The following is a 21,199-nucleotide window of genomic DNA, read 5'->3' on the forward strand; positions in this document are numbered from 1 at the left end:
ATCAAGTCCCATTAAATCCCGCTATAGCTATAAACTCCATTAAAAACGTTTTTTGCTGATCAAATATCATGACTCATTTTGGCATCATTTGTCCTCCTGCTTCTAGTCATCTTAACCTGATGACTACTTTAGGTTACGAACTGAAACAGCGTGGTCATCGCGTCACCGTATTAGGAATTGAAGACGCTCAACCAAAAGTTCTAGCTGCAGGATTAGAATTTGAGGTGATTGGCAAGTCGGATTTTCCCAAAGGAACAACAAAAGACGCATTTACTCAACTAGGTCATCTCAGAGGATTTAAGGCTTTTCAGTATACCATCAATAGGATGGTCAATGTAGCAAAAATATTTCTTCAGGATGCTCCAGAAGTCATTAAAGCAGCAGGTATAGAGCTATTGTTAGTCGATCAAGTTTCTCCAGAAGGAGGAACTATCGCTGAGTATCTAGACATTCCTTTTGTTACTGTGTGTGCTGCTGTAATATTGAATCGGGAAATAAGTGTTCCTCCCTTTATAACCTCCTGGAATTATGACCCTTCATGGCGGGGAATTATACGCAACAGAGTGGGTTATGCACCGCTTGATATTATGGTGGGACAATCTCTGAAAACAGTTGTTAATGAGTATCGTAAGCAGTGGAATTTATCTACCTATAATAAACCCAATCAAAACTATTCCAAGTTAGCTCAACTTAGTCAACAACCTGCTGAATTTGAATTTCCTAGAAGAAAACTACCGTCTTGTTTTCATTTTACAGGTCCCTATAGTAACCCAGCAAGTCGAGAAGCTGCGCCTTTTCCTTATGAAAAATTGACTGAAAAACCCTTAATTTATGCTTCTATGGGAACTTTACAAAATCGGCTTCTCTGGATTTTTGAAAGGATTGCAAAAGCTTGTGTGGGATTAGATGCGCAATTAGTCATTACTTTAGGTGGGGCTGCTAGTCCAGAATCTTTACCAGAATTACCTGGAAATCCCATAGTTGTTAGCTATGCACCTCAATTAGAACTATTACAAAAAGCGACCCTTACCATCACTCATGCAGGAATGAATACCACCCTAGAATCGTTAAGTAATGGGGTACCAATGGTAGCTATTCCCATTGCTAACGATCAACCTGGAGTGGCGGCGCGGATCACTTGGACAGGAACAGGGGAAGTAATACCTTTGGGCAAAGTCAGGGTGGAGAAGTTACAAAAAGCTATCAAACGACTCTTAACCGAAGATTCCTATAAAAAGAATGCCTTGAGGCTACAAGAGGCAATTAGACGAGCAGGGGGAGTGAGTCGAGCTGCTGATATTATCGAACAGGTTGTTGCTACAGGTAAACCGGTTATTTCTCACATTACTACCTAGTAAAAATTATTAACAAATGGTTCTAGATTTATGCAAAATCTAATTCAGGAAACTAAGCTTCCTAATGGTAATAAAATATTTTGCCTGCAGGAAAAAGAAGTACCAGTTCTGTACAAACAGATTCAAGGCTACATTAAATATGGAATTGAGCTGCACGAAGGTGATATCGTATTTGATGTAGGAGCTAACATTGGTTTGTTTGCCTTATGGGCATATCAAAAGTGTCATAAAAATGTTAGTATTTATGCTTTTGAACCTATTCCAGCAATTTTTAATGTACTACAGGCTAACGCTCAACGCTTTGATTCAGATAAAATTAAAGTCTTACCCTGTGGACTTTCTCAGGAATCCAAGAGTATAACATTTGCTTATAATCCCAACGCTAGCATGTTATCCACTGCATATCCAGAGGAGTTAAATGAGCTAAAAAATCAACTAAATCAGGCTATTGTTCGCAATCTTAAACAGGCCCCCAAAGCTTTTCGTTTGCTTCGTTGGTTTCCGTCGTTTATGCGGTCGCTGATCATCCAAAATAGAATAGAAAAAGCTTTTAAAAGCGAGCGGGTAACTTGCCAGTTAAAAACTGTTTCAGAGATTATCAGTGAACACAATATCGAACAGATTGATTTGCTTAAGATAGATGTCGAGAAAAGCGAGTTGGATGTACTTTTAGGCATCGAAGCTCAGGATTGGCAAAAGATCAAGCAAATTGTTGTTGAAGTTCACGATCTAGAGCATCGACTCCAAACAATTACGAATTTGCTCAAAGAACACGGCTTAAGCGAAATTCAAGTCGAGCAAGAACCTATTTTCCATGGTTCTAATGTTTTCAATGTCTATGCCTGGCGAGGATAATACTGAGATTTCCAAGCTTAAATAGAGGCAGCTGATGGGGTCCCCCGTTAGAAAGCAGGGCAAACGCATCTTATTTTGACATGCCTACTGGATCTGAGATTCATGGGATAAGTATTTATATTTATTAATTTTGAAATCTCTTCTGAGTAAGGCTTCTAGAATTTAGATGCATTTGCCCTGACCCCGTGAAGGTTTGGGCTGTTTTTTTGTCAGAGTTTTATCCTCTGTATCAACTGGAAATTTGGTCATATATTAAAATTATTATGATGCTTTAAATAACGCAATTTATGGAATAAATTTACATATTAAATCCAATTTAATATGTCGTATTTGCCAGCATATTATCAGCTCAAATGTAATGCAATTATTACCCATTGGGCGCTGGGGGGGCGACAAGCGTCCCAAAACCCATGTGGGGTAATAATTAGACCAAATTATGGTAAAAAAAGATAGGTCAGTAATTTTCAATAAGACCAATAAAGCTGAAAATGATACCTCTATTTTACCAAATACACTTAGAAAATAAACTAGTACGTTCTGAATACTTGCTTTGTTCTCTTTTAATTAATCTTTTACAAGATATCAAAGAAGTTAGCCTAGAAAAATTAGCAACCGCTTTACCTATACCAATTTTATTTGAGAGTAGACGAAAAAAATTACAAAGGTGCGCTTTCCGTTGGCGAATTAAATTCGCCACGGGTCGCACCTAAAGATTTCTATCCTTACCAATACTTAATATTGAGCAATTGTGGTTTCCCATTATCACTAGTTGGTTAAGTCAAAATTTTTCTTTTGATGACGTTTTATATTTAGTTATTGATTGACCGTAGGTCACGCTACGCGAACGAACGAGTTGGGCACGGATAAATTTAATAATGGTTAGCCTCGTTTATGACAATAGAGCTATCCCTATATATTGGCAATTGTTACCTAAATTAGGCTCAAGTAACTTGACGGAACAAATTCAAATATTCGAGAAAGTTTTACCCTGTCTTGATGCAGTCGCTCATGGGGGGAACCCCCAAGACCGCGCTGCATCGCTTATTTAAAAACTATCAACCCCTCGTATTGGGAGATAGAGAATTTTGTTATGTTAAATTAGCTGACTGGCTAAGGAATAAGTCTTTACAGTTTTGTTTGAGGCTAAGAAAGGATGAATTTGTGGAATTAGAGAATGGAATTTGGAGAGAGTTAAATGCTTGAGGATTAAAACCAGGATTATCTTTGTTTCTTCAAGGGGGAAAAGTAACAAAAATTTACAAAATTGCTGGTTTTAATATAGCTAGTAAATGGAAACGAAAGTTACACGGTTGCTCTCCCAAAGAGGGATGGTTTATCTTAACAAGTTTAGATAATCTTACCGAAGCTATCAGAACTTATAAAAAGCGTTTTAATATAGCGGTGCGACCCCGGTCGGGTTTCCCGACCTAGGGAACGCGCACCAAGAGAAGAAGAAATGTTTAGATATTTTAAAAGTGGTGGATATAACGCGCGAAGATACTAATCTTTCTGGTGAGCGTTTGATATCTTTGATATTACTTGTAGCAATTGCCTATAGTTTGGCCACTTTTCAAGGGCAAAAAATAAAAAGTAAAGGTGTACAAAAATATGTTGGTCGAGTTAAAGAGTCTGGACGTATGGAAAGGAGAGATAGCAGCTTTTACATTGGCTTATATGGGCTTGCGTTGGGTGAGTTTTATGGAATCGTGTTGGGATTTGGTTAAGGAGTTAATGAGCTTAAATCGCAATAAACTGGAGTATTATTTACGAGGTCTAAGAGCTAGGTTCCTTATTATGGCTACATTCTAGCTTTCATGTCACCCCGTCAGCATTGGGTGATTAAAAATAAAGTCCATTTGATTCTAGCTTTAACTTTTAATTAAATTGTTAGTTGTTGATTATTATTTATAGTTCATTGGCGATTTTATCAAACTTGTACTCCTGATAAACAAATGAAAGGTCTTTCATAATCTGCTCTCTTGTTAAGTTAAATTCTTCAAGATTTCTGACACGATGTTTGCGTTTATATTTTTTTTGTTTTTGCGCTTGTTTTTTAATATATTTTTTTAATTTATTACTAGGATTAATTCCAGTAAAATCTACTAGTTCTTCCAAGGCTTTCTCTAAATCAGATATTAATAAGTCATAACGCATAATTCTGACGTTGCTTTCTGGTATCTCTTGATTTTTGTGAAGCTGATAAAAATAGCGATAAAGATCTACATTATAGCGATATCGCCTTTCCTCATATCGTTGAATTTTATCGGGTGGTATATTTTTACCCCATTGGTTTTCAAGAAAGTTTCTATCCAAAGAAAGATGAGAAGGAATTGTTTCGTGAGGTGGACGAACTAAATAGATAAACTTGGCATCTGGAAATATTTCTAGCAATGTTTTAATGCGGTGAGTAGAAAAATGAATTTGCGCAATTACTTGTTTTTTCCCTGTGTAATAGATATGCCGCTTTAAACAACTTTCAAAAAATTTTACTGAACTTCGACGACGAGATGCTGGTTGCTGATCATGGAAGCGAAGCTCTGGATGCTCCTGATCATCAAAGGCTAAGGGTGTGGTTAAAAGGACAAACTGAGTATCGGCTTGGTGAAGGAATAATAGTTCTTCTTCTTCTACTCTATCAATAAAAATTCCATGTCCAATATCATCAGGTATCAGGGAGTTTAGATTGTGTTTAACTAAATAGTCAACCAGAGGCTTAGCTAAAATACGAGCTGTGAGTGATGGAACAAAAATATGCCAAGCTTTGAATGTAGTAAATTCTTCTGTTTGGGTTAGTAAATGATGGAGGAAAGTAGTCCCACTCCGAGGGTGTCCAATGATAAATATCGGTTTCACCACTTTAATGTCACGATACTTATAAAAGAAAATCTCATCTAAAGCCAGGGTTAGTCTAACCAAAATAAAAGCTAAGGGTGGCAGAAATAACCATAAAAAAAACCAGTGGCTTATCCCAAAGGTTTTCCAACATGAAATAATAATTCGGTAATAAACCTTTAACATGTTTTATATTTTAATGATTGGTAAATACTTTTTATTAAAAATAGACATATATAGCAGTCCTCAATTTGAGAACTGCTATAATGACTAATATGTGTGTCCGTCCAACAGACTTAGGGCTTTACTGCCACCTGTTGACCAGTGGCTGGTGTTCGTCGGAACTCAATGGGTTTGCGGGGAACTAAACCTGCCTTTTGTTGCCATTGAGCTATCTCAGAGAAAGACCAGTTACTACCAGCACTGGTCAAAGAGAAAAACAAATTCCCCAATGCACCCAGTTGTCCATCGTGTTTGGAAGGAAATATAGTTTTCTGAACGACGAGATGGCCTCCAGGTCGCAGAGCTTCAGCCAAACGCTGAAATAGCTCAATATTGGTTTTTTCATCAAAGTGGTGTATTAGGTTAGCCATAAAGATTAAGTCATAAGCATTGGTGCCTAGATCGTCTGTAAGAACATTGCCAGCTTTATAAACCACGCGATCGCCCATGCCTTCCTCGGCCAGGAGCGGTGCTGCATATTCAATGCCCTCAGGTAAATCGAGGATGACGGCTTTAAGGTCAGGGTAGCGGCGGCAGAGGGCTACTGACAAATAGCCGTGAGAGCCACCAACATCTAGCATTTTCTGAGCACCAGTTGGTACAGGTGTGCATTGGACTACTTCAGAAGCAGCTACGCTAGCGATTGAGCGCATACCCCGATGATAAAGTTGCCAGTGATGGGGGGACATTTTATCGTGAGATTCCAAAGGCTCTCCAGTGCGGATGAACTCTTCTAAGTGGGTGAGCCATTCCCACGCCAAAACTCGGCTAATGGTGTAATCGTAAAGTGACGACTCATTCTCACTTAGTAGCCATTTACGGGCAACTGGAGCCAAGGTATAGCACTCCTTCTGCTTGGCAAGGTAATCTGTAGCAACAAGAGCATCTAAAAGCTGGGTTAAGGCATGCTTGTTGAGATTACACCGCCCAGCAATCTCTTCGGCTGAAAGTGAACTTGACCCTAGGGCTTCAAACACACCTAGCTGTGTTGCTGCTATAAGAGATCGGGCTAGAATCAGGCAGGCTTGAGTTTCGATCGCAGGTTGGGGTACTTGCCCCAAGGCAAGGGCACTCTTTTCGAGCAAGTTTTCAGGATTAATACCAACTCTCATCTAGAACTATTAGCTCCTTTAATAAATCCAATGACTGGAATAAAACGGGGTCGATTGGCAAAGACATCACCATAGTTGGTGTCTTCGCTTAAGGCTTGTTCTTCAGTGTGAATACGCCGACTCATTAATAGAGCATTGGCGATGCTGAAAACGATAGTGGTGAAATAAGCAGTATGGATCAGGGGTAAAGCGGCGATTTCCAGAATTACTCCTAGCCAATTGGGATGCTTTAGGTAAAGGTAAATTCCTGAGTTAACTACAGGCTTGCCTGGGAAGGTAATGATCGGAAGAGTCCAACGCTTTTTTAGCGATCGCATTGATAAATACCGCAAGCCTTGACCAGCGACAGTAAGCATCAGTGCGATTGCTGCCAATCCTGGAATCAAAGGGCGATTGAGCCACCAAACCTCGTTAATCATTGCTGCAAACCAGCTTATTTGCAATACTTTCACGATCCAAAGGGAATTTGAGCCATATTCCCGTCCTCCGTTAGTAAGCAAGTATGCTGCATTCTGTTTGCTGATGCGAAGTTCAATCAGTCGCTGTAAAATGACCGCAACTACAACAAGCGTGAAGATAACCTTAGTAATCATTGAGCGCTTCCTACCATTGCAATAGCAGAATTTCCTGGGAGAAACCAGGTCCCATTGCGACCATCAAGCCATAACTACCTGGACTGGGCTGCTCTTGAGATAAGACTTCATTAAGCATATAGAGCACAGTGGATGAAGACATATTGCCAACTTTTTCTAAGGTGTCCCAGCTAAGCTGTACTGCTTCCTGAGTCAGTCCAAATTCCTCTTGTATAGTTTTAATTACCTTCGGTCCACCTGGATGCACAATCCAGCAAGAGATATCATCTGTTGATAAGTTATGCTTGTTCAGGAGTCGGTCAATCACCTCTCGCAGTCCTCCTTTGAGATGGTCAGACACTTCAGGTCTAAGAATATTCCTGAAGCCGGTATCGGCAATATCCATTCCCATCAAGTGAGTGGTATTGGGAAGCAAGATTGATCCAATATCAATTACCCGAGGTTGACCTGGCTTGGCTAAGGGATGATCGCGACCTACCATTAAAACTGCTCCCATCCCATCAGCAAACAGTGCAGCAGTAACGATAGAGCAAATGATTTCGCTGTAGAGAGTGGGGTCGTCTGGTAGTTTAGAAATCATTGTTTGCAATTCCATTTGCAAGGAACCCTGCCACAGAGCAGAGGACAGTTCACCAGCAAAGAAAATTGCAGCATCCTTGGGGTGTCCCTCTAGATACTCTGTCACTCGCGCTATACCTGCTGCTCCACCCATGCAGCCATAGCCAAACATTGGTAGTCGTTTGATGTACCGTGAAAAAGGGATGCGATTCATTAACCGAGCTTCCAGGGAGGGAACCGAAATGGTGAGTGTGGAGGAAGCGATTAATGCGATCTCCTCGGGCTCGATGCCGGTTGAACTGAACAATGACCCCACAGTTTTTTCAAAGTTATCGAGAGCAAGGTCTATAGACCGCTCAGCAGTGACTCCGGGAGTCGGTGGGTCAAACAAGGAATCTAGGGAGTGGGTGAAATAACGGCCTTTGACATTGACATTGGTGAAAAAGCGGTCGATGGTATCTAGATCAAAATCTAGATTCATCGTGATGCAAAACTTTTTGACCGCTGTGGCTAGCACTTCTTGAGGATAGTAGTGCTCGGGAAACGTGAAGGCAGTAGCAGCAATAACAGGCATGGTAATTTTATTCTTAAATAGCTTGAAAGTTAGTTGGTTTAAGGTTGCAAGTTAGTCGGTTTTTCGAGTACCGTGGCCTTTTGGCCAAGGTTGAAAGATTTTACTGCTTTGTGAAAATAGTGGTTAGTAATTATTAGTTAGTAGTTAGTGGTTAGCAGTTAGATTAGGAAGATTGTTATCCTTTGTGGTGAGGAATAGTATCGGGTGCATCTCAATGCATGAAATTAGGCAAAAATTCCCACACTCCCCGCGCCCGGGTCCCACACTTCCCTTTTTTTAAAAATATGAGATGCACCCAATAGTATCTGGGTGGCATACTACTCTCGATCAGGGAGTGAGATTTGACACCACCCGATCACCCGATCACCTTGACAGGTTGGCTAAGTTGGCTAGCGATCGCATCCAATAAAAGCTGGTCATGGCTCTTGAGGAAGAAGTGGTCACCAGGAAACATTTGCAGGGTGAAGTCTTTCTGGGTCTGCTTGCGCCAAGCCTCAAGTTCCGAATCACTGACTTTGGGGTCGGATTTGCCACCAAACACTGTGATTGGGCAATCGAGGGGATCTGCGCTGGAGTAGAAGTAAGTTTCCAAAATCGCAAAGTCTGCTCGCAACACTGGGAGGAATAGCTCCATCAGCTCAGGATTTTCTAATGTTTCCTGTGGTGTTCCATTTAAGCGACCTAGTGACTGGATAAACTCATCATCAGGCAGTCGATGGATGGGTAGATTCAGATCCGGTAGCTGAGGAGCAGGGCTTGCAGAAACAAATACGTGAACTGGGCTTGGTAAGTTCTGTTTGCGTAACTCACGGGCAAGCTCAAAGCTAATTAATGCTCCTAAACTGTGACCGAAAAAGGCAAAAGGAATGTCTAAGTAAGGATGCAAAACAGGTGTTAGAGCCTGAATCAGAGGTGAGAGGCGAGTAAATGGCTCTTCTTCGAGTCGGTTTTCTCGCCCAGGCAATTGAATTGAACAAACCTCAATCTCTGGTGGTAGCAATTCTAACCAAGAGCGGAAGATAGAAGCACCAGCTCCGGCATAGGGAAAGCAGAATAGACGTAGTTTTGCTTGGGGATTCGGCTTTGGACGGGTAACCCAAAGATTGGCTTGAGGTATTACCTTCTCTGAAGAGGTGATTGTACCTGAAGACTCATTAGTTGAATCCATCGAGTCCGTAGTGCTCGGTTTGCCTTGAGTTCCTTGATTTGGTGATGATTTGGCTTCTTTAACAACCAGCAGGAAAACTTGGGTGATAAAATCCTCAATGCTTAAACTAATGAAGTATTCTAGAGGAACAACCACCTCCAGATCACTCTCAATTTGATTCCTGAGCTCAACACCAACTATGGAGTCAAGTCCTAAGCTATGAAGGGGCTGCTGTAAGTCCAGTTGGCTGACACCAATTCCCATAGCTCTGGCTAATACATCTGTCAAGTAAGACTCCAACAGTGGCTGGCGTTCATCTGGTACTGCCGCTAGCAATTTAGCACGGGTTAAACTTGGCTTGGCTTCGGGTGCGACACCATGATTATGGGTGGATTTCCCATTAAGTTCTGATGGCATGCTCAGGGTTACGGTTACCCCTGAACTGTCCTGTTCAGTTGAGTTAGGAACTACGTCCAACCAGTAACGCGATCGCTGCCAAGGATAAGAGGGCAACGAAACACACTGACCCCCAGATGGATAGCGTCGGCTCCAGTCTACTGGGTAGCCCTGGCTGTAGAGAGTACCCAAAGAACCCAACATAACTGCTCGTTCCCGTTGCTGTCGGCGTAGAGAAGGCAATACTGTTCCGTTTTTGCCTGAGTTCTTCAGACACTGGGAGATATTTATCCCTAGGACTGGGTGGGGGCTAATCTCTACAAATAGATTATGCTTGGTCTTGATAAGTTGATCAATGGCACCGGCAAAACGCACTGGCTCTCTGATATTGCGTCCCCAGTAGGCACCATCAAAATTTTCACCCTCATGAGCTAGACCTGTGACGGTTGAGATGATTGGAATAGATGCAGTTTGAGGTGTAATTCCTTGAAGCGATCGCACTAATTGATCTTGAAACGGCTCCATCTGGGGACTGTGGAAAGCATAATTCACCCGCATCATCTTACAGAAAATCTGTCGCTGCTCAAGGGACTCAAGCACTTCTTCCAGGGCTGCTGCTTCACCTGATAGAACCAGTGAGGTAGGACTATTGATGGCAGCAATAGACAGACGACCGGCATACTTCGCTAAGAGTTCCTCTGCCTCAGCTACGGACAACTCCACAGCTGCCATTTTCCCAAGACCTGTTCCCTGCTGCATGAAGCGAGCGCGGTGGAAAACAACTTGCACTGCATCCTCCAAGCTGAGAGCTCCAGCAACATGAGCTGCTGCTACTTCTCCCACGCTATGCCCGATTATGGCCTTGGGTTCTATTCCCCAAGACCGCCACAAAGCAGCTAAAGCGACTTGCAAGGCAAAAATAGCTGGTTGAGCAATCTCAGTTTCTGCCAAGCGGGATGTTGACTCATTAGCCGTCAGTTCCTCCAGCAGTGACCAGTTGGCATAAGAGCTTAGCAGCCCATCGCACTTCTCTATAGTGGAGGAAAAGACCGGTTCAGTCGATAATAATTCACGTCCCATGCCCCACCATTGGGGTCCTTGACCAGAAAAGACAAAAACTAGCTTAGGACGGCGGTTCCGTTGCTTACGACCCCAAGACAGACCGGAGTAAGTTTCTCCAGAGCAAAATGCTTCAAGGCCCTCGGTCAGTTCCTCACAGTTTTGAAATACCAGGGACAAACGGTGGTCATGATCAGAACGTCGTACACTAGCTGTATAACAAATGTCTGATAATGAGGCAGTGCTACCAGACGCTGCTGGTGCTAGGAATTCCTGATACTCCTGAGCTATAGCTCTGAGAGCTTCTGGAGTGCGAGCAGATAGGGGAAGCAGATAAGGTGACGAGGAGATCCCAGGATAGACAGACTTATTTTTCTTCAACTTCTCATCCCCTTGGAGAGCTTGCCCTAGAATTATATGGGCGTTAGTTCCGCCAAAACCAAAAGAACTCAATCCAGCCAAAGCTAGACCATCGGTTTCCGGCCAAGGGGTCAAGGTTTGCTGTACCTGAAGCAGAAGTTTGTCGAAGGGAATATAGGGATTCGGTGTTTGGAAATGCAGGCTCGGTGGTATCTTGCCATGATGTAACGATAGCGCTACCTTAATTAAACCAGCAATGCCAGCGGCAGATTCTAGATGACCGATATTGGTTTTAGCGGAACCGATAATGCAGCGGTTGTCCGGGGAACGGTCTTGACTCAACACAGCCCCTAGTGCTTCGGCCTCAATTGGGTCTCCTAGGGGAGTGCCTGTACCGTGAGCTTCAACATAGTTAATTTGAGCTGGTGCCACTCCAGCATTTGCCAAGGCTTGGCGGATAACTGCTTCTTGAGACAGACCATTGGGAGCGGTAAGTCCATTGCTACGGCCATCTTGGTTAAGGGCTGAACCTTTGATCACAGCAATGATATTGTCATTGTCTCTAATCGCATCCTCCAGACGTTTGAGTACTACAATTCCGCAGCCTTCTCCTCGGACATAACCGTTGGCTCTGGCATCAAAGGTCTTACAACGCCCATCCGTAGCCATCATTTGTGCCTGAGAGAAGATGATGGTCAACTCCGGAGACAGCAGCAGATTAACTCCACCGGCCAAGGCTAAATTAGACTCTCCACTCTGCAGACTTTGACAGGCAAGATGCACAGCCACCAATGAGGAGGAACAGGCTGTGTCAATCGCCATACTCGGTCCTCGAAAATCAAATAGGTAGGAGAGGCGGTTAGCAGCAATACTTAAAGCATTGCCAGTCCCCATGTAGGCATTGATGACACTATAGCCTCCTTGCTGAAAGCGCTGGTGGTAATCGCTGGCAGAAATACCAACAAAAACACCTGTGTTACTGTGGGCTAGTTTTTCTACCACCTGCCCAGCATTGTCCAGGGCATCCCAAGCTACCTCTAGCAAAAGTCGCTGCTGGGGGTCGATATAAACTGCTTCTCTCGGAGTAATTCCGAAAAACTGGGGATCAAATTGATCCACTTGTTCTAAAAAGCCACCCCACCGAGTACTCATTTTTCCTGGAGTACCAGGTTTAGGATCGTACAAAGCATCGATATCCCACCGATCTGCTGGGACCTCTGTAATGGCATCTACCCCGTTACATAGGAGCCGCCAATACTCCTCCGGGTTTCTGGCACCAGGAAAACGACAACCTAGACCAATAATTGCGATCGCTTCCATTTCTTAACCTTAATCTGAACTTTGGTCATGATTACCACTACTGGCTGCTTGATGTTTAGCCATTTGCATCTTCAGCTAAACGTTCTGCTAGGGCTTCGATGTTAGGATAGTTCCACAACAGGGTGGGAGATATCTCACGGCCAAGATAGTTTTCCAATCTACCTAAAAGAATCAAAGCATCTGCTGATTCTAAGTTGTAGCTTTCAAATGGTTCCTGGATATCTATCTCTTCAGGATCAACCTCCAGTCGTTGGGCGAGATGGGAAACTAACCAGGCTTGAATAGCTTCTTCAGTATGACATTCTTGATCGATTTTATCAGCGATAGTTTCAAGCATTGTGTTTACTTTTTTAGTTATTTTTAATTTGCCATTAATCAAAAGCAAATTGCCAATTTGTAATTGCTAATTGCAGTCAATTTATTTTAATTAATGGCAATTTTCAATTTTCAATTTTTTTTTCGACTTTTTCCTTTTGGATTTCGTCATTAGCTGGTGACTGTGGTGTGAGTAGATACCCGTCTTCCATACGAAGGATGCGATCAGCAACATCCAAAATTCTGTTATCGTGAGTCACCATCAAAATAGCGCATCCTTGCTCATGAGCTAGTCGTTGCATAAGATCAACCACATCTCGACCTGTCTTACTATCTAAGGCAGCAGTTGGTTCATCTGCTAAGACCAATTTGGGATTATTGACTAAAGCACGGGCAATGGCTACCCGTTGTTTTTGCCCCCCAGAAAGGTTTTGAGGGTAGTGATTAACTCGATCCCCCAGCTTAACCAGTTGGAGCATAGCTTCAGCTCTAGTGCGAGCTTCCCGGTGAGAGATGCCTCGATGCAGTTCAATCGCCATTTGAACATTTTCCCGGGCTGTCAAGAACTCTAGTAAGTTGTGAGCTTGAAAAATATAACCAATGTGGCTACGCACTGACACTAATTGTTCAGGACTAGCGCCATACAATTCTCGGTCTAGAATTTTTAGACTTCCCTCTTGTACAGAACGCAATCCTCCAATTAACGTCAACAACGTTGTTTTACCTGACCCCGATGGCCCCGTTAGAATGACAATTTCTCCAGATTTTATTTCCAGATTAATGTCAAATAAAATTTGGCTCCTTAATGACCGTTGACCCAAGTAATGATTCAGTTTTTTTAGATCAATCAAAATTTCTTGGGACATCGGCTTCTTGGATTATACTCTAGTAATTATAAAGTTTATAGCCTAGCAAGTATTAATTTTATTTAAAATATTTTTAAATAAATAAAACTAGAAAATATCAGCTGGATCGGCAGACCGCATTTTGTTAACAGCCAAGACACCAGAAGCAAAACACATTAAAATGGTTACTATTAAAACTATAGAGGCTTGATTAAGTCTCATCTCCATTGGTAACCCAGTAGCATCCCTGACAACATTATACAGACCTATAGAGATTGCTAATCCTGGGATATACGCTAAAACAGCTAATATAACAGACTGTTGGAATACTACAGATAATAAGTATTGATTTGGATAGCCAATTGCTTTTAGAGTGGCATAGGCAACTAAGTTAGTAGAAATATTACTATGAAGAATTTGATAGACAATAACTATACCAACAACTGATGCCATAAACAGCATCATACCAAGGATAAATCCAACGGGAGTTCTTGTCTGCCAATAGTCTTTTTCAAAGTCAATAAATTCTTGATAAGAAAAAACTAGAACATCTTGAGATAAGTGGTTTTTCAAATTTTGTAAAACTATTTCATGATCTGCATCAGGTTTGAGGTTAATGACTCCTACATCAACCATCTCTGAATTGAGATTGAATATCCGGAACAATGTTGAGTCGCCCACTACCAAATTACCGTCCACCCCAAAGGAAGGTCCTAGACTAAACAAGCCTCCAACCTTAACTCGATAACCTTTTCTTGCTGCAAAACCAAATATTTCGATAGTTTGTTCCGTGTTTCCCTGCTCAAAGTTCTCAGCAATTGGACCAAAATCAGGTCTAGACTTCCGGTCAAATAAAACTACATTAGGAAGTTTGAGCAGATCCAGATTTTGATTAACTTCCGGGGAATTGAGCACAGGCTTACCCGGATCAAAGCCAATAACATAGATTGAGTATTTTTGATCAGTAATGGGATTTTTGAATTTTGCAAATCGTAGATATAAGGGACTAACTGATTCTACTCCATTAAATCCTAGAGCCTGATATAAACGCTCTCTAGGAAAGCTCTGCTTAGCGGTCAATGATTTATATTGGGAACTGATTAAAAACAAATCACCTTTAATAATTTGATGCACCTTGGTAGCACTAGTATAGAGAGAATCATTAAACCCCATTTGCATAAAAATAAGAACAACGATAAACGCAATACCAGCTAGAGCAACCAGAAAACGAACTCTTTGTCTCGCTAGTTGTAACCAGGCAATAGGAAGTTGGAGAATCATTATTCAAGCATTTTAATAAATGAGATGTCTGGGGAATTTAATATAGTATTTTTAAATTGATTGAGGGAGTTTAGTCCTGGGTTAATCGGAGTAGGCAGTTGCGATGCGGCGCTGCATCGCTTGACAATAACGATAGACAGACATCAACCATTTTGGTAAACTTTTATTGCGGATTCAACACTTCTGAATCTGGTTAACCGAGTTACAGGTGAATCGTCACCTCTACTTGTAAGTTGGTAAATGCTGCAATTCGTTGACTGTCTACGAAATCATCAATGCGAATTTTAACGTCCACCACTTTACGATCCGTATCTGATCCAGGATTAACATCAAAAACCTGTTGTCTGTCAATTTGTAAACCAATCTCAGCGACTGTTCCCTGTATTTTCCCATCAAAAGCAGCGCTAGTCATAGTAGCTTTTTGACCCAGATGGACTTTGCTAATATCCGTTTCATGGACTTCTGCGATTACATACATCTGGTCGGTTTGACCTAGCTCAACAATCCCATTACTGCCAATAATTTCTCCAGATTTGGTGTGAACTTTCAGGACTTGTCCATCGATAGGAGAACGGATGTAGGTTAAATCTAGTTCAGCTTGAGCAAGCTTGACAGCAGCGATCGCACTCTCAATCTCTCCCTGAGATATTTGTACATCTACTGGACGAACCTCAGTAATACGGTCTAGAGTCGCTTTTGCTTGAGTGATCTGTTCTTGACCGGTGTCCATAGTCCGTCGCCGAGTCGCTTTTGCTTCATTAATTTGCTCTTGAATCGTTTCCACAGTTCGTTTCAGAGCAGCATTTGCTTCATTAATTTGCTCTTGAATCGTTTCCACTTGCAGACGTTTACTGTCAAAAAGAGAGGCAGAAATTGCACCTTCTTCATAGAGTTTTTGATTACGTCGATACTCGGCTTGAGCATTACGCAATTGGGCTTGTAAGCGAGCCAGGGTTGCTTCCTGTGTCGCCACTTCCCCTCGTAACTGAGCTTGTAAGCGAGCCAGGGTTGCTTCCTGTGTCGCCACTTCCCCTCGTAACTGAGCTTGTAAGCGAGCGATCGTTGCCTCTTGTGCCGAAATTTCTCCTGCCTGAGCCCCAGCTTTGACTTTGTCCAGACGAGCTTGGGAAATTTTAACCTTTTGTTTAGCTTGTTCTAAAGTAGCAAAACGAAGAGCATAACTGTCTAGCAGAGCGATGATTTGCCCTGCCTTAATCTTGTCTCCTTCTTTCACTAAGAGTTGGTCAACTCGGGTACCTCCTACAGAATTAGGGGCAGACAAACGAGTCACTCCTCCTTGAGGCTCTAGACGTCCAAGGGCAGTGACCCCAACCATGACCATGGTATTTTCTGGGGAATTTGATATAGAAGCTTGACGTTTCGATTCAAATTGGGGCAAGCCATAGAAATAAATCCCCCCAGTAGCTAAAGCCATAGCTGCTGAGAAAATCAGATACCACTGACTTACAGGGTTTGTAAATGATTGACTTTCCTTATGCACGATAATCCTTAGTTGGCAATAGTAGTGGAGAAGTGCATCGCAATGCCACTGGGTTCACTGTATAATAAATTCTGTTGTACATTAACCTCATCTAAGAACATGAGGCAGGAAACATGGATGGTTTTAAGTGGCTAAATTTGCTATTGATTCAGCAATAAAACCAAATCATACATATATAGCATTTATGAATTTGGTGAGGTACTTTCGTCCTGGGTTAATGGGAGCAGGAATCCCCCCTAACCACCCTGAGTAAGGGAGGAAGGGAGTAGGGAGTAGCGAGAATAAAATTGACTTTACCTCATAAGTACGATAAACCCTATAGGATCTTGACCATCACTAGATGGCACTAGTGTTTACAAAGTTTGGCAAGTTGGTAAAAATAAAATTATTTATGAATGTTGCCCGTACACCACTGAACCTATTTTCAAAAAAACGGTTATTACCCTAAATTAAACTTGATTGATTTGACAATTAACCTATTTCTATACCTTGAAATATTCTGTCATGATCTCCAAGTTATGGCAAGGGAATTTTTGAAATATTTTTTAATTTTTAAAAAAACCGCATATCCAGGACCCTTAATTGAAGTGAATGATAAGTTGATAATTATTTTTTTGAATAATTTTTGTTCAACGTAATAGTTAAAACTTTTATATAAAAAATTTGTAACTGTCTTGATGCAATAGCGAGTGGGGTGGCCTCCTTTGAACGCACTGGCTCCCCTGTTCCCTTGCTCCATCGCTTTAAGAAAAGTCTTAGCAGTTAAGCAGTAAACCCAACAATCAATGTTCCAATTTTGCTCACTACACTCCACATCCTATAGCCCACTACCAGTCTAAATCAATAAGCTTCGAGCCTAAGTACTAAGTCTGATCAAGTGGTAGAAGACACCCTCAAGCAAGACCGCTCAGGTTTTAGCTATTGGGTTTTAGCTACTCTCAGTAGATCACTAACTTAGGAAATCATAAGGTAAGCATTCAGGCGTCAGCGGTCAGCCGTCAGTGGTCAGGGGTGCATCTCAAAGTTGTAAATCTATCACTCAGGGAACTGTAGAAGTTTTTTAGCTTTCAATGGTCGTATTTTTGCAAAAGTGAGATGCACCCGTGGTCAGTGTTCAGTTGTTGGCCTTTGGCACCCCAAGTAGCTTGCCCAAAATCGCTGATACGCGACACGCTGATAGCTGATAGCTGAATACTTACATGATAAGGTTTTGCTGGTGTTAGCTTAATGGTTTTAGATTAAACGTGTTAAGTACTTTTTTTGGAGACAGTGGTGTGGAACTTCTTACCAAGTCTTTTCTTGAACCCAGCACCAAAAATCAGTGTGGCTAAGGAACCCAAAATGGTGGTGGGTTCAGGAGCTGAAGGCACAGATCCAGCAGAAAGGCTGGAACTAGCTACCCAGGCATCAAAGGATCCGGCATTAGCTCCTCCCAAAGACCCATCAGTAAATCCGGCTAAGTAAACCTGAGCAGCCTGCTGGGCATCAATACCAAATAAGGCAAAGTCATCTTCGGGGGTTCCAAACTGCTCAGTCATCAACAGGTTACCGTCACTGTCGAACTTGGCAATAAAGACATCATTGAGTCCGGCATTGGTTCCTCCTAAATCACCATCAGTGATTCCTGAAATATAAATAAAGCCGTCACTGTCGATGTCAATAGCAAAGGCGCTATCAGAACCAGAAGTCCCAATCTGTTGAGTCCATAGCTGGTTGCCATCGGTGTCATATTTAACCAAAAAGGCATCATAATACCCAGCATTCGGTCCCCCTAAAGAGCCCAAGGTAAATCCTGTGCTGTAGACATTACCAGAGCTATCAAGAGCAAGATCCCAGGCAAAATCATAATTAGAAGTACCAAACTGCTCAATCCACAACTGCTCACCGTTACTATCAAACTTCGTCAACCAGCCATCATACAACCCAGCATGCTCTTCGCCTAATTTACCAGTAGTGAATCCTGTAGCAAAGACATTACCATTGTTGTCGGCGGCAACACCGTAAAGTTCGTCAAACTCAACAGTACCAAACTGTTTAGCCCACAACTGGTTACCATTGCTATCAAACTTGGCCACATAGGGATCATCAAACAGGGGAATGGGCTGATCTGATCCAGCATTTACTCCCCCTAAGTCACCTGTAGTATATCCCCCAGTGTAGATATTACCGTCATTATCAACGTCAATTGCAAAGGCAGTGTCGAATTGGGAAGTTCCATACTGTTGACTCAACAGCGTGTTGCCATTACTGTCTAACTTAATAAAATAGGCATCATCTCCTCCAACCACAGACCCCCCTAAGTTACCCGTGGTGGTGCCTGCAATGTAAACATTGTCATTGCTGTCAAAGCTAATATCAAAGGAGCGGTCCTCACCAGAAGTCCCCAACTGTTTAACCCACTGTTGTTGACCCTCGCTATTGTATTTAGCTACATAGGCATCTTGAGATCCAGCATTGGATTGCCCCAAATCCCCTTGAGTCCATCCTGTAACGTATACATTACCAACGCTATCAGTACCAACGTTAAACGCGATATCAACACTGGCACTTCCCAACTGCTGAGCATTATCGAAAGCTGGTTGTTGGGATGGGGGAGTATTATCGTATTCAAAGTAGTCACCATCTACACTCAGACCAGAAGCTCCTGGCAAAACGGCGATCAGATCAGGTCTAGGATTATTCAGATATATGGCTGTGCCATTTTTTTTCGGTCCGATCGGTTTCAGAGTATAATTACTTGAGTCGCCGTGAAGCCGAATAGTATCTTGGTTGGGATCGAAGTCTCCAATTAAAGCATAGTCCTTCTTCCCTCGGAATCCGGTACCGCCAGCGTAGTAGGGATTATTTTCATCCCCCAACAAAAATCGGTCTCTGGTAGGGGCATTGGCGCTCGATCCGTCACTAGTACTATCAGGACCACCAATTAAGATATCAATTTCTCCTTGACCAGGTATAGGAGCACCAGGATCGACACCCAGTAAAATATCATTGCCAGTACGAGTGAAAATGATATTAGTCCCTGAATCCCCTACAAAAGGATCGGGACCTGGGGTGCCTACTTTCAGGACAGTAATAAATTCCGCTAGTATATTATCTGAGCTTTGACTACTACCTGATGTTCTGCTGTTGACTATGGGCAAAGGCAATAGTCTGTTCAAGAAGGAATTATTATTGGAAATAGTTGGATTATTTGACGATAGGCTGCTCAAAAAATTCCTGATATCAGATTGTTCCTGATCAGCCAAATTTAAGGACTGAGATGTAGCAGGTTTGACCTCAACTCCCAAAATTCCCAAAGTAGCTAATAAAATATTAGCGGTAGCAAAAATGGAGGCTTTCACGAAAATTAAAACTCCCTATTCTTCCTTGTACTTGGTAGAAAAATTATGCTCCCAGGCGGCTTTGGTCAAAACAATGACCGTTTCTGAAGTCATATAGGGTGATTGAGGCTACAGTCTGTCATCCCTATTAGAGGTAACGGTAAGGTAGTGGTCAAGGCATTAGTTACAACCAAGACAAATATTTATCCTGAGATAATTAACTCAAGTTACCTAAGCAGCCGCTAGCTTCTCAACTAATTGTTGCATACCCCGAGCCTATCCAACCACAGATTTTGGAGATCTTTATTGAAACAACATAGTGAATGCTCAATCATACTAATTATTACCTGAAACTGTCAATGAATTGGCTCTGGTATTAACTCTAGATAAATTAAAATAAAAAATTGTATTTGGAGAAAATCACTCTGTATAAAATATATATTTTTCGTCTATTAAAATACGTAGTAAATTTATTAATAAGCTTGAGTAAAAGAGACTTTTTTATTTTTAGGTACTTTTTAACGTTATAGGCACGATATCGGCCTGTGCGGGTAAATTTTAGGTCTTTACCAATTTTTTACCATTACTTGATCTTGATTTTTCGGAATTTCATTCACAGTTTTTGAATGATTTAATAGAAGTTCTGTATAAATCAATTACGAATCAGGAATATGACTCATCTACGAGAGGCAGTTGTACTCATTACCGGTGCAGCGGGTGGTTTTGGACAGGAGTTAACCCGACAGTTATTAAAGGCTGGCAGCCGATTAATTCTATCTGATCTCGAAGAAGTCATTGTCCGTAAACGGGCTGAGGTGATTTGGCGTGAAGTGGGTACAGGGGATGTGATCGCATGCCTAGGAGCTGATCTTTCTTCCCGTGAGGGATGTGAAAGCCTTTACCGTCAGGTGAAAGCGCTCAATGTCCCGGTCGATATTTTGATCAACAATGCTGGCATCGGGCTTTTTGGCCGCATGGACGAAGTTCCAGTCGAGAAATGGGAGCGGCTCATGCAGGTGAACTTACTGGCACCAATGTGGTTAAGCAGTTTAGTTGTCGCCGACATGATTACCCGTCAAAAAGGGCACATCGTCAATATTTCGTCGGTGGCGGGCTGGGTGGCATGGGCTGGGTCAGCTCATTATGCAGCCAGTAAATTCGCTTTACGCGGGTTCAGCGAGGGGCTTTTCAATGAAATAAAAGCTCACAACCTCCAAGTTACCGCTGTTTATCCGTATTTCAGTCGTACCCCAATTCTTCAATCGGAAGGGTACGGAACCCTAGCTGAAAATTTCCAGCGCTTTCCAGAAGACATGGCAACCGATCCGAGCAATGTAGTGCGCGAAATAATTCAAGGGATTGTTCACAATAAACTGCACGTATTTCCGGATCCGATCGCCAAAATAATGCATATTCTCAAACGGTATTTCCCTGGTTTATTGAACTGGCTCACCAATCGGTTATACAGTAGGTTAAAAAGTGATGCAGGTTAATAGCTCTAAGGGAACTCAGAAGATAAGCTGATTGAGTTACAAAACTCCTAAACCCCTTGAT

The 21,199-nt window shown here is 42.2% G+C and carries 13 protein-coding genes and 1 pseudogene; 4 read left to right on the forward strand and 10 right to left on the reverse strand.

What is annotated here, in order from left to right; all coding sequences use genetic code 11:
• Window positions 1-68: 68 nt before the first annotated feature.
• From F6K46_RS00145 to F6K46_RS00155, 3 genes and pseudogenes are all read left to right on the forward strand, one after another.
• A complete protein-coding gene (locus tag F6K46_RS00145) occupies window positions 69-1,355 on the forward strand; it encodes a glycosyltransferase (RefSeq protein ID WP_293051205.1) in 1,287 nt (428 codons plus the stop codon).
• Between the two features lie 30 nt (window positions 1,356-1,385).
• Window positions 1,386-2,210, forward strand: a complete 825-nt coding sequence (locus F6K46_RS00150) for an FkbM family methyltransferase (protein WP_293051202.1) — start codon at window positions 1,386-1,388, stop codon at window positions 2,208-2,210.
• A gap of 488 nt (window positions 2,211-2,698) precedes the next feature.
• A pseudogene (locus tag F6K46_RS00155) lies at window positions 2,699-4,019 on the forward strand (IS4 family transposase).
• Window positions 4,020-4,115: 96 nt separating this feature from the next.
• Here F6K46_RS00155 and F6K46_RS00160 read toward each other — a convergent pair.
• The 10 genes from F6K46_RS00160 to F6K46_RS00210 all read right to left on the reverse strand — a co-directional run bounded on the left by F6K46_RS00160 (window position 4,116) and on the right by F6K46_RS00210 (window position 19,666).
• Window positions 4,116-5,228 carry a sulfotransferase gene (locus F6K46_RS00160; protein WP_293051200.1) on the reverse strand — a complete coding sequence of 371 codons (1,113 nt, stop codon included), beginning with the start codon at window positions 5,226-5,228 and terminating at the stop codon, window positions 4,116-4,118.
• Between the two features lie 110 nt (window positions 5,229-5,338).
• On the reverse strand, window positions 5,339-6,376 hold the full coding sequence (locus F6K46_RS00165; protein WP_293051197.1) for a class I SAM-dependent methyltransferase: 1,038 nt from the start codon (window positions 6,374-6,376) through the stop codon (window positions 5,339-5,341).
• A complete protein-coding gene (locus tag F6K46_RS00170) occupies window positions 6,373-6,969 on the reverse strand; it encodes an isoprenylcysteine carboxylmethyltransferase family protein (RefSeq protein ID WP_293051194.1) in 597 nt (198 codons plus the stop codon). Before F6K46_RS00170 ends, F6K46_RS00165 begins: the two co-directional genes overlap by 4 nt.
• Window positions 6,970-6,979: 10 nt before the next feature.
• The gene (locus F6K46_RS00175; protein WP_293051191.1) at window positions 6,980-8,101 is read right to left on the reverse strand and encodes a 3-oxoacyl-[acyl-carrier-protein] synthase III C-terminal domain-containing protein; all 1,122 of its coding nucleotides are present in this window, start codon (window positions 8,099-8,101) and stop codon (window positions 6,980-6,982) included.
• A gap of 355 nt (window positions 8,102-8,456) precedes the next feature.
• Window positions 8,457-12,383, reverse strand: coding sequence for an alpha/beta fold hydrolase (locus F6K46_RS00185; protein WP_366510646.1), 3,927 nt, complete (start codon window positions 12,381-12,383; stop codon window positions 8,457-8,459).
• Between the two features lie 55 nt (window positions 12,384-12,438).
• Window positions 12,439-12,720: an acyl carrier protein gene (locus tag F6K46_RS00190; protein ID WP_293051189.1), complete on the reverse strand. Its 282-nt coding sequence runs from the start codon at window positions 12,718-12,720 to the stop codon at window positions 12,439-12,441.
• 103 nt (window positions 12,721-12,823) lie between these two features.
• Window positions 12,824-13,564 carry a DevA family ABC transporter ATP-binding protein gene (locus F6K46_RS00195; RefSeq protein ID WP_293051186.1) on the reverse strand — a complete coding sequence of 247 codons (741 nt, stop codon included), beginning with the start codon at window positions 13,562-13,564 and terminating at the stop codon, window positions 12,824-12,826.
• Window positions 13,565-13,651: 87 nt separating this feature from the next.
• Window positions 13,652-14,824: an ABC transporter permease DevC gene (devC, locus tag F6K46_RS00200; RefSeq protein WP_293051183.1), complete on the reverse strand. Its 1,173-nt coding sequence runs from the start codon at window positions 14,822-14,824 to the stop codon at window positions 13,652-13,654.
• Between the two features lie 202 nt (window positions 14,825-15,026).
• Window positions 15,027-16,259: an ABC exporter membrane fusion protein gene (locus tag F6K46_RS00205; RefSeq protein WP_293051180.1), complete on the reverse strand. Its 1,233-nt coding sequence runs from the start codon at window positions 16,257-16,259 to the stop codon at window positions 15,027-15,029.
• Between the two features lie 1,313 nt (window positions 16,260-17,572).
• On the reverse strand, window positions 17,573-19,666 hold the full coding sequence (locus tag F6K46_RS00210) for a PEP-CTERM sorting domain-containing protein (protein ID WP_293051177.1): 2,094 nt from the start codon (window positions 19,664-19,666) through the stop codon (window positions 17,573-17,575).
• Window positions 19,667-20,316: 650 nt separating this feature from the next.
• Here F6K46_RS00210 and F6K46_RS00215 point away from each other — a divergent pair.
• The gene (locus tag F6K46_RS00215; RefSeq protein ID WP_293051174.1) at window positions 20,317-21,138 is read left to right on the forward strand and encodes an SDR family NAD(P)-dependent oxidoreductase; all 822 of its coding nucleotides are present in this window, start codon (window positions 20,317-20,319) and stop codon (window positions 21,136-21,138) included.
• The last annotated feature ends 61 nt before the right edge of the window (window positions 21,139-21,199 follow it).

Source organism: Moorena sp. SIO3E8, assembly GCF_010692445.1.
Taxonomy (GTDB): domain Bacteria; phylum Cyanobacteriota; class Cyanobacteriia; order Cyanobacteriales; family Coleofasciculaceae; genus Moorena; species Moorena bouillonii.

Coding starts and splice junctions, on each gene's coding strand:
- F6K46_RS00145 (WP_293051205.1), top strand. CDS start 69: ATGACTCATTTTGGCATCATTTGTCCTCCTGCTTCTAGTCATCTTAAC.
- F6K46_RS00150 (WP_293051202.1), top strand. CDS start 1,386: ATGCAAAATCTAATTCAGGAAACTAAGCTTCCTAATGGTAATAAAATA.
- F6K46_RS00160 (WP_293051200.1), bottom strand. CDS start 5,228: ATGTTAAAGGTTTATTACCGAATTATTATTTCATGTTGGAAAACCTTT.
- F6K46_RS00165 (WP_293051197.1), bottom strand. CDS start 6,376: ATGAGAGTTGGTATTAATCCTGAAAACTTGCTCGAAAAGAGTGCCCTT.
- F6K46_RS00170 (WP_293051194.1), bottom strand. CDS start 6,969: ATGATTACTAAGGTTATCTTCACGCTTGTTGTAGTTGCGGTCATTTTA.
- F6K46_RS00175 (WP_293051191.1), bottom strand. CDS start 8,101: ATGCCTGTTATTGCTGCTACTGCCTTCACGTTTCCCGAGCACTACTAT.
- F6K46_RS00185 (WP_366510646.1), bottom strand. CDS start 12,383: ATGGAAGCGATCGCAATTATTGGTCTAGGTTGTCGTTTTCCTGGTGCC.
- F6K46_RS00190 (WP_293051189.1), bottom strand. CDS start 12,720: ATGCTTGAAACTATCGCTGATAAAATCGATCAAGAATGTCATACTGAA.
- F6K46_RS00195 (WP_293051186.1), bottom strand. CDS start 13,564: ATGTCCCAAGAAATTTTGATTGATCTAAAAAAACTGAATCATTACTTG.
- devC (WP_293051183.1), bottom strand. CDS start 14,824: ATGATTCTCCAACTTCCTATTGCCTGGTTACAACTAGCGAGACAAAGA.
- F6K46_RS00205 (WP_293051180.1), bottom strand. CDS start 16,259: ATGGCTTTAGCTACTGGGGGGATTTATTTCTATGGCTTGCCCCAATTT.
- F6K46_RS00215 (WP_293051174.1), top strand. CDS start 20,317: ATGACTCATCTACGAGAGGCAGTTGTACTCATTACCGGTGCAGCGGGT.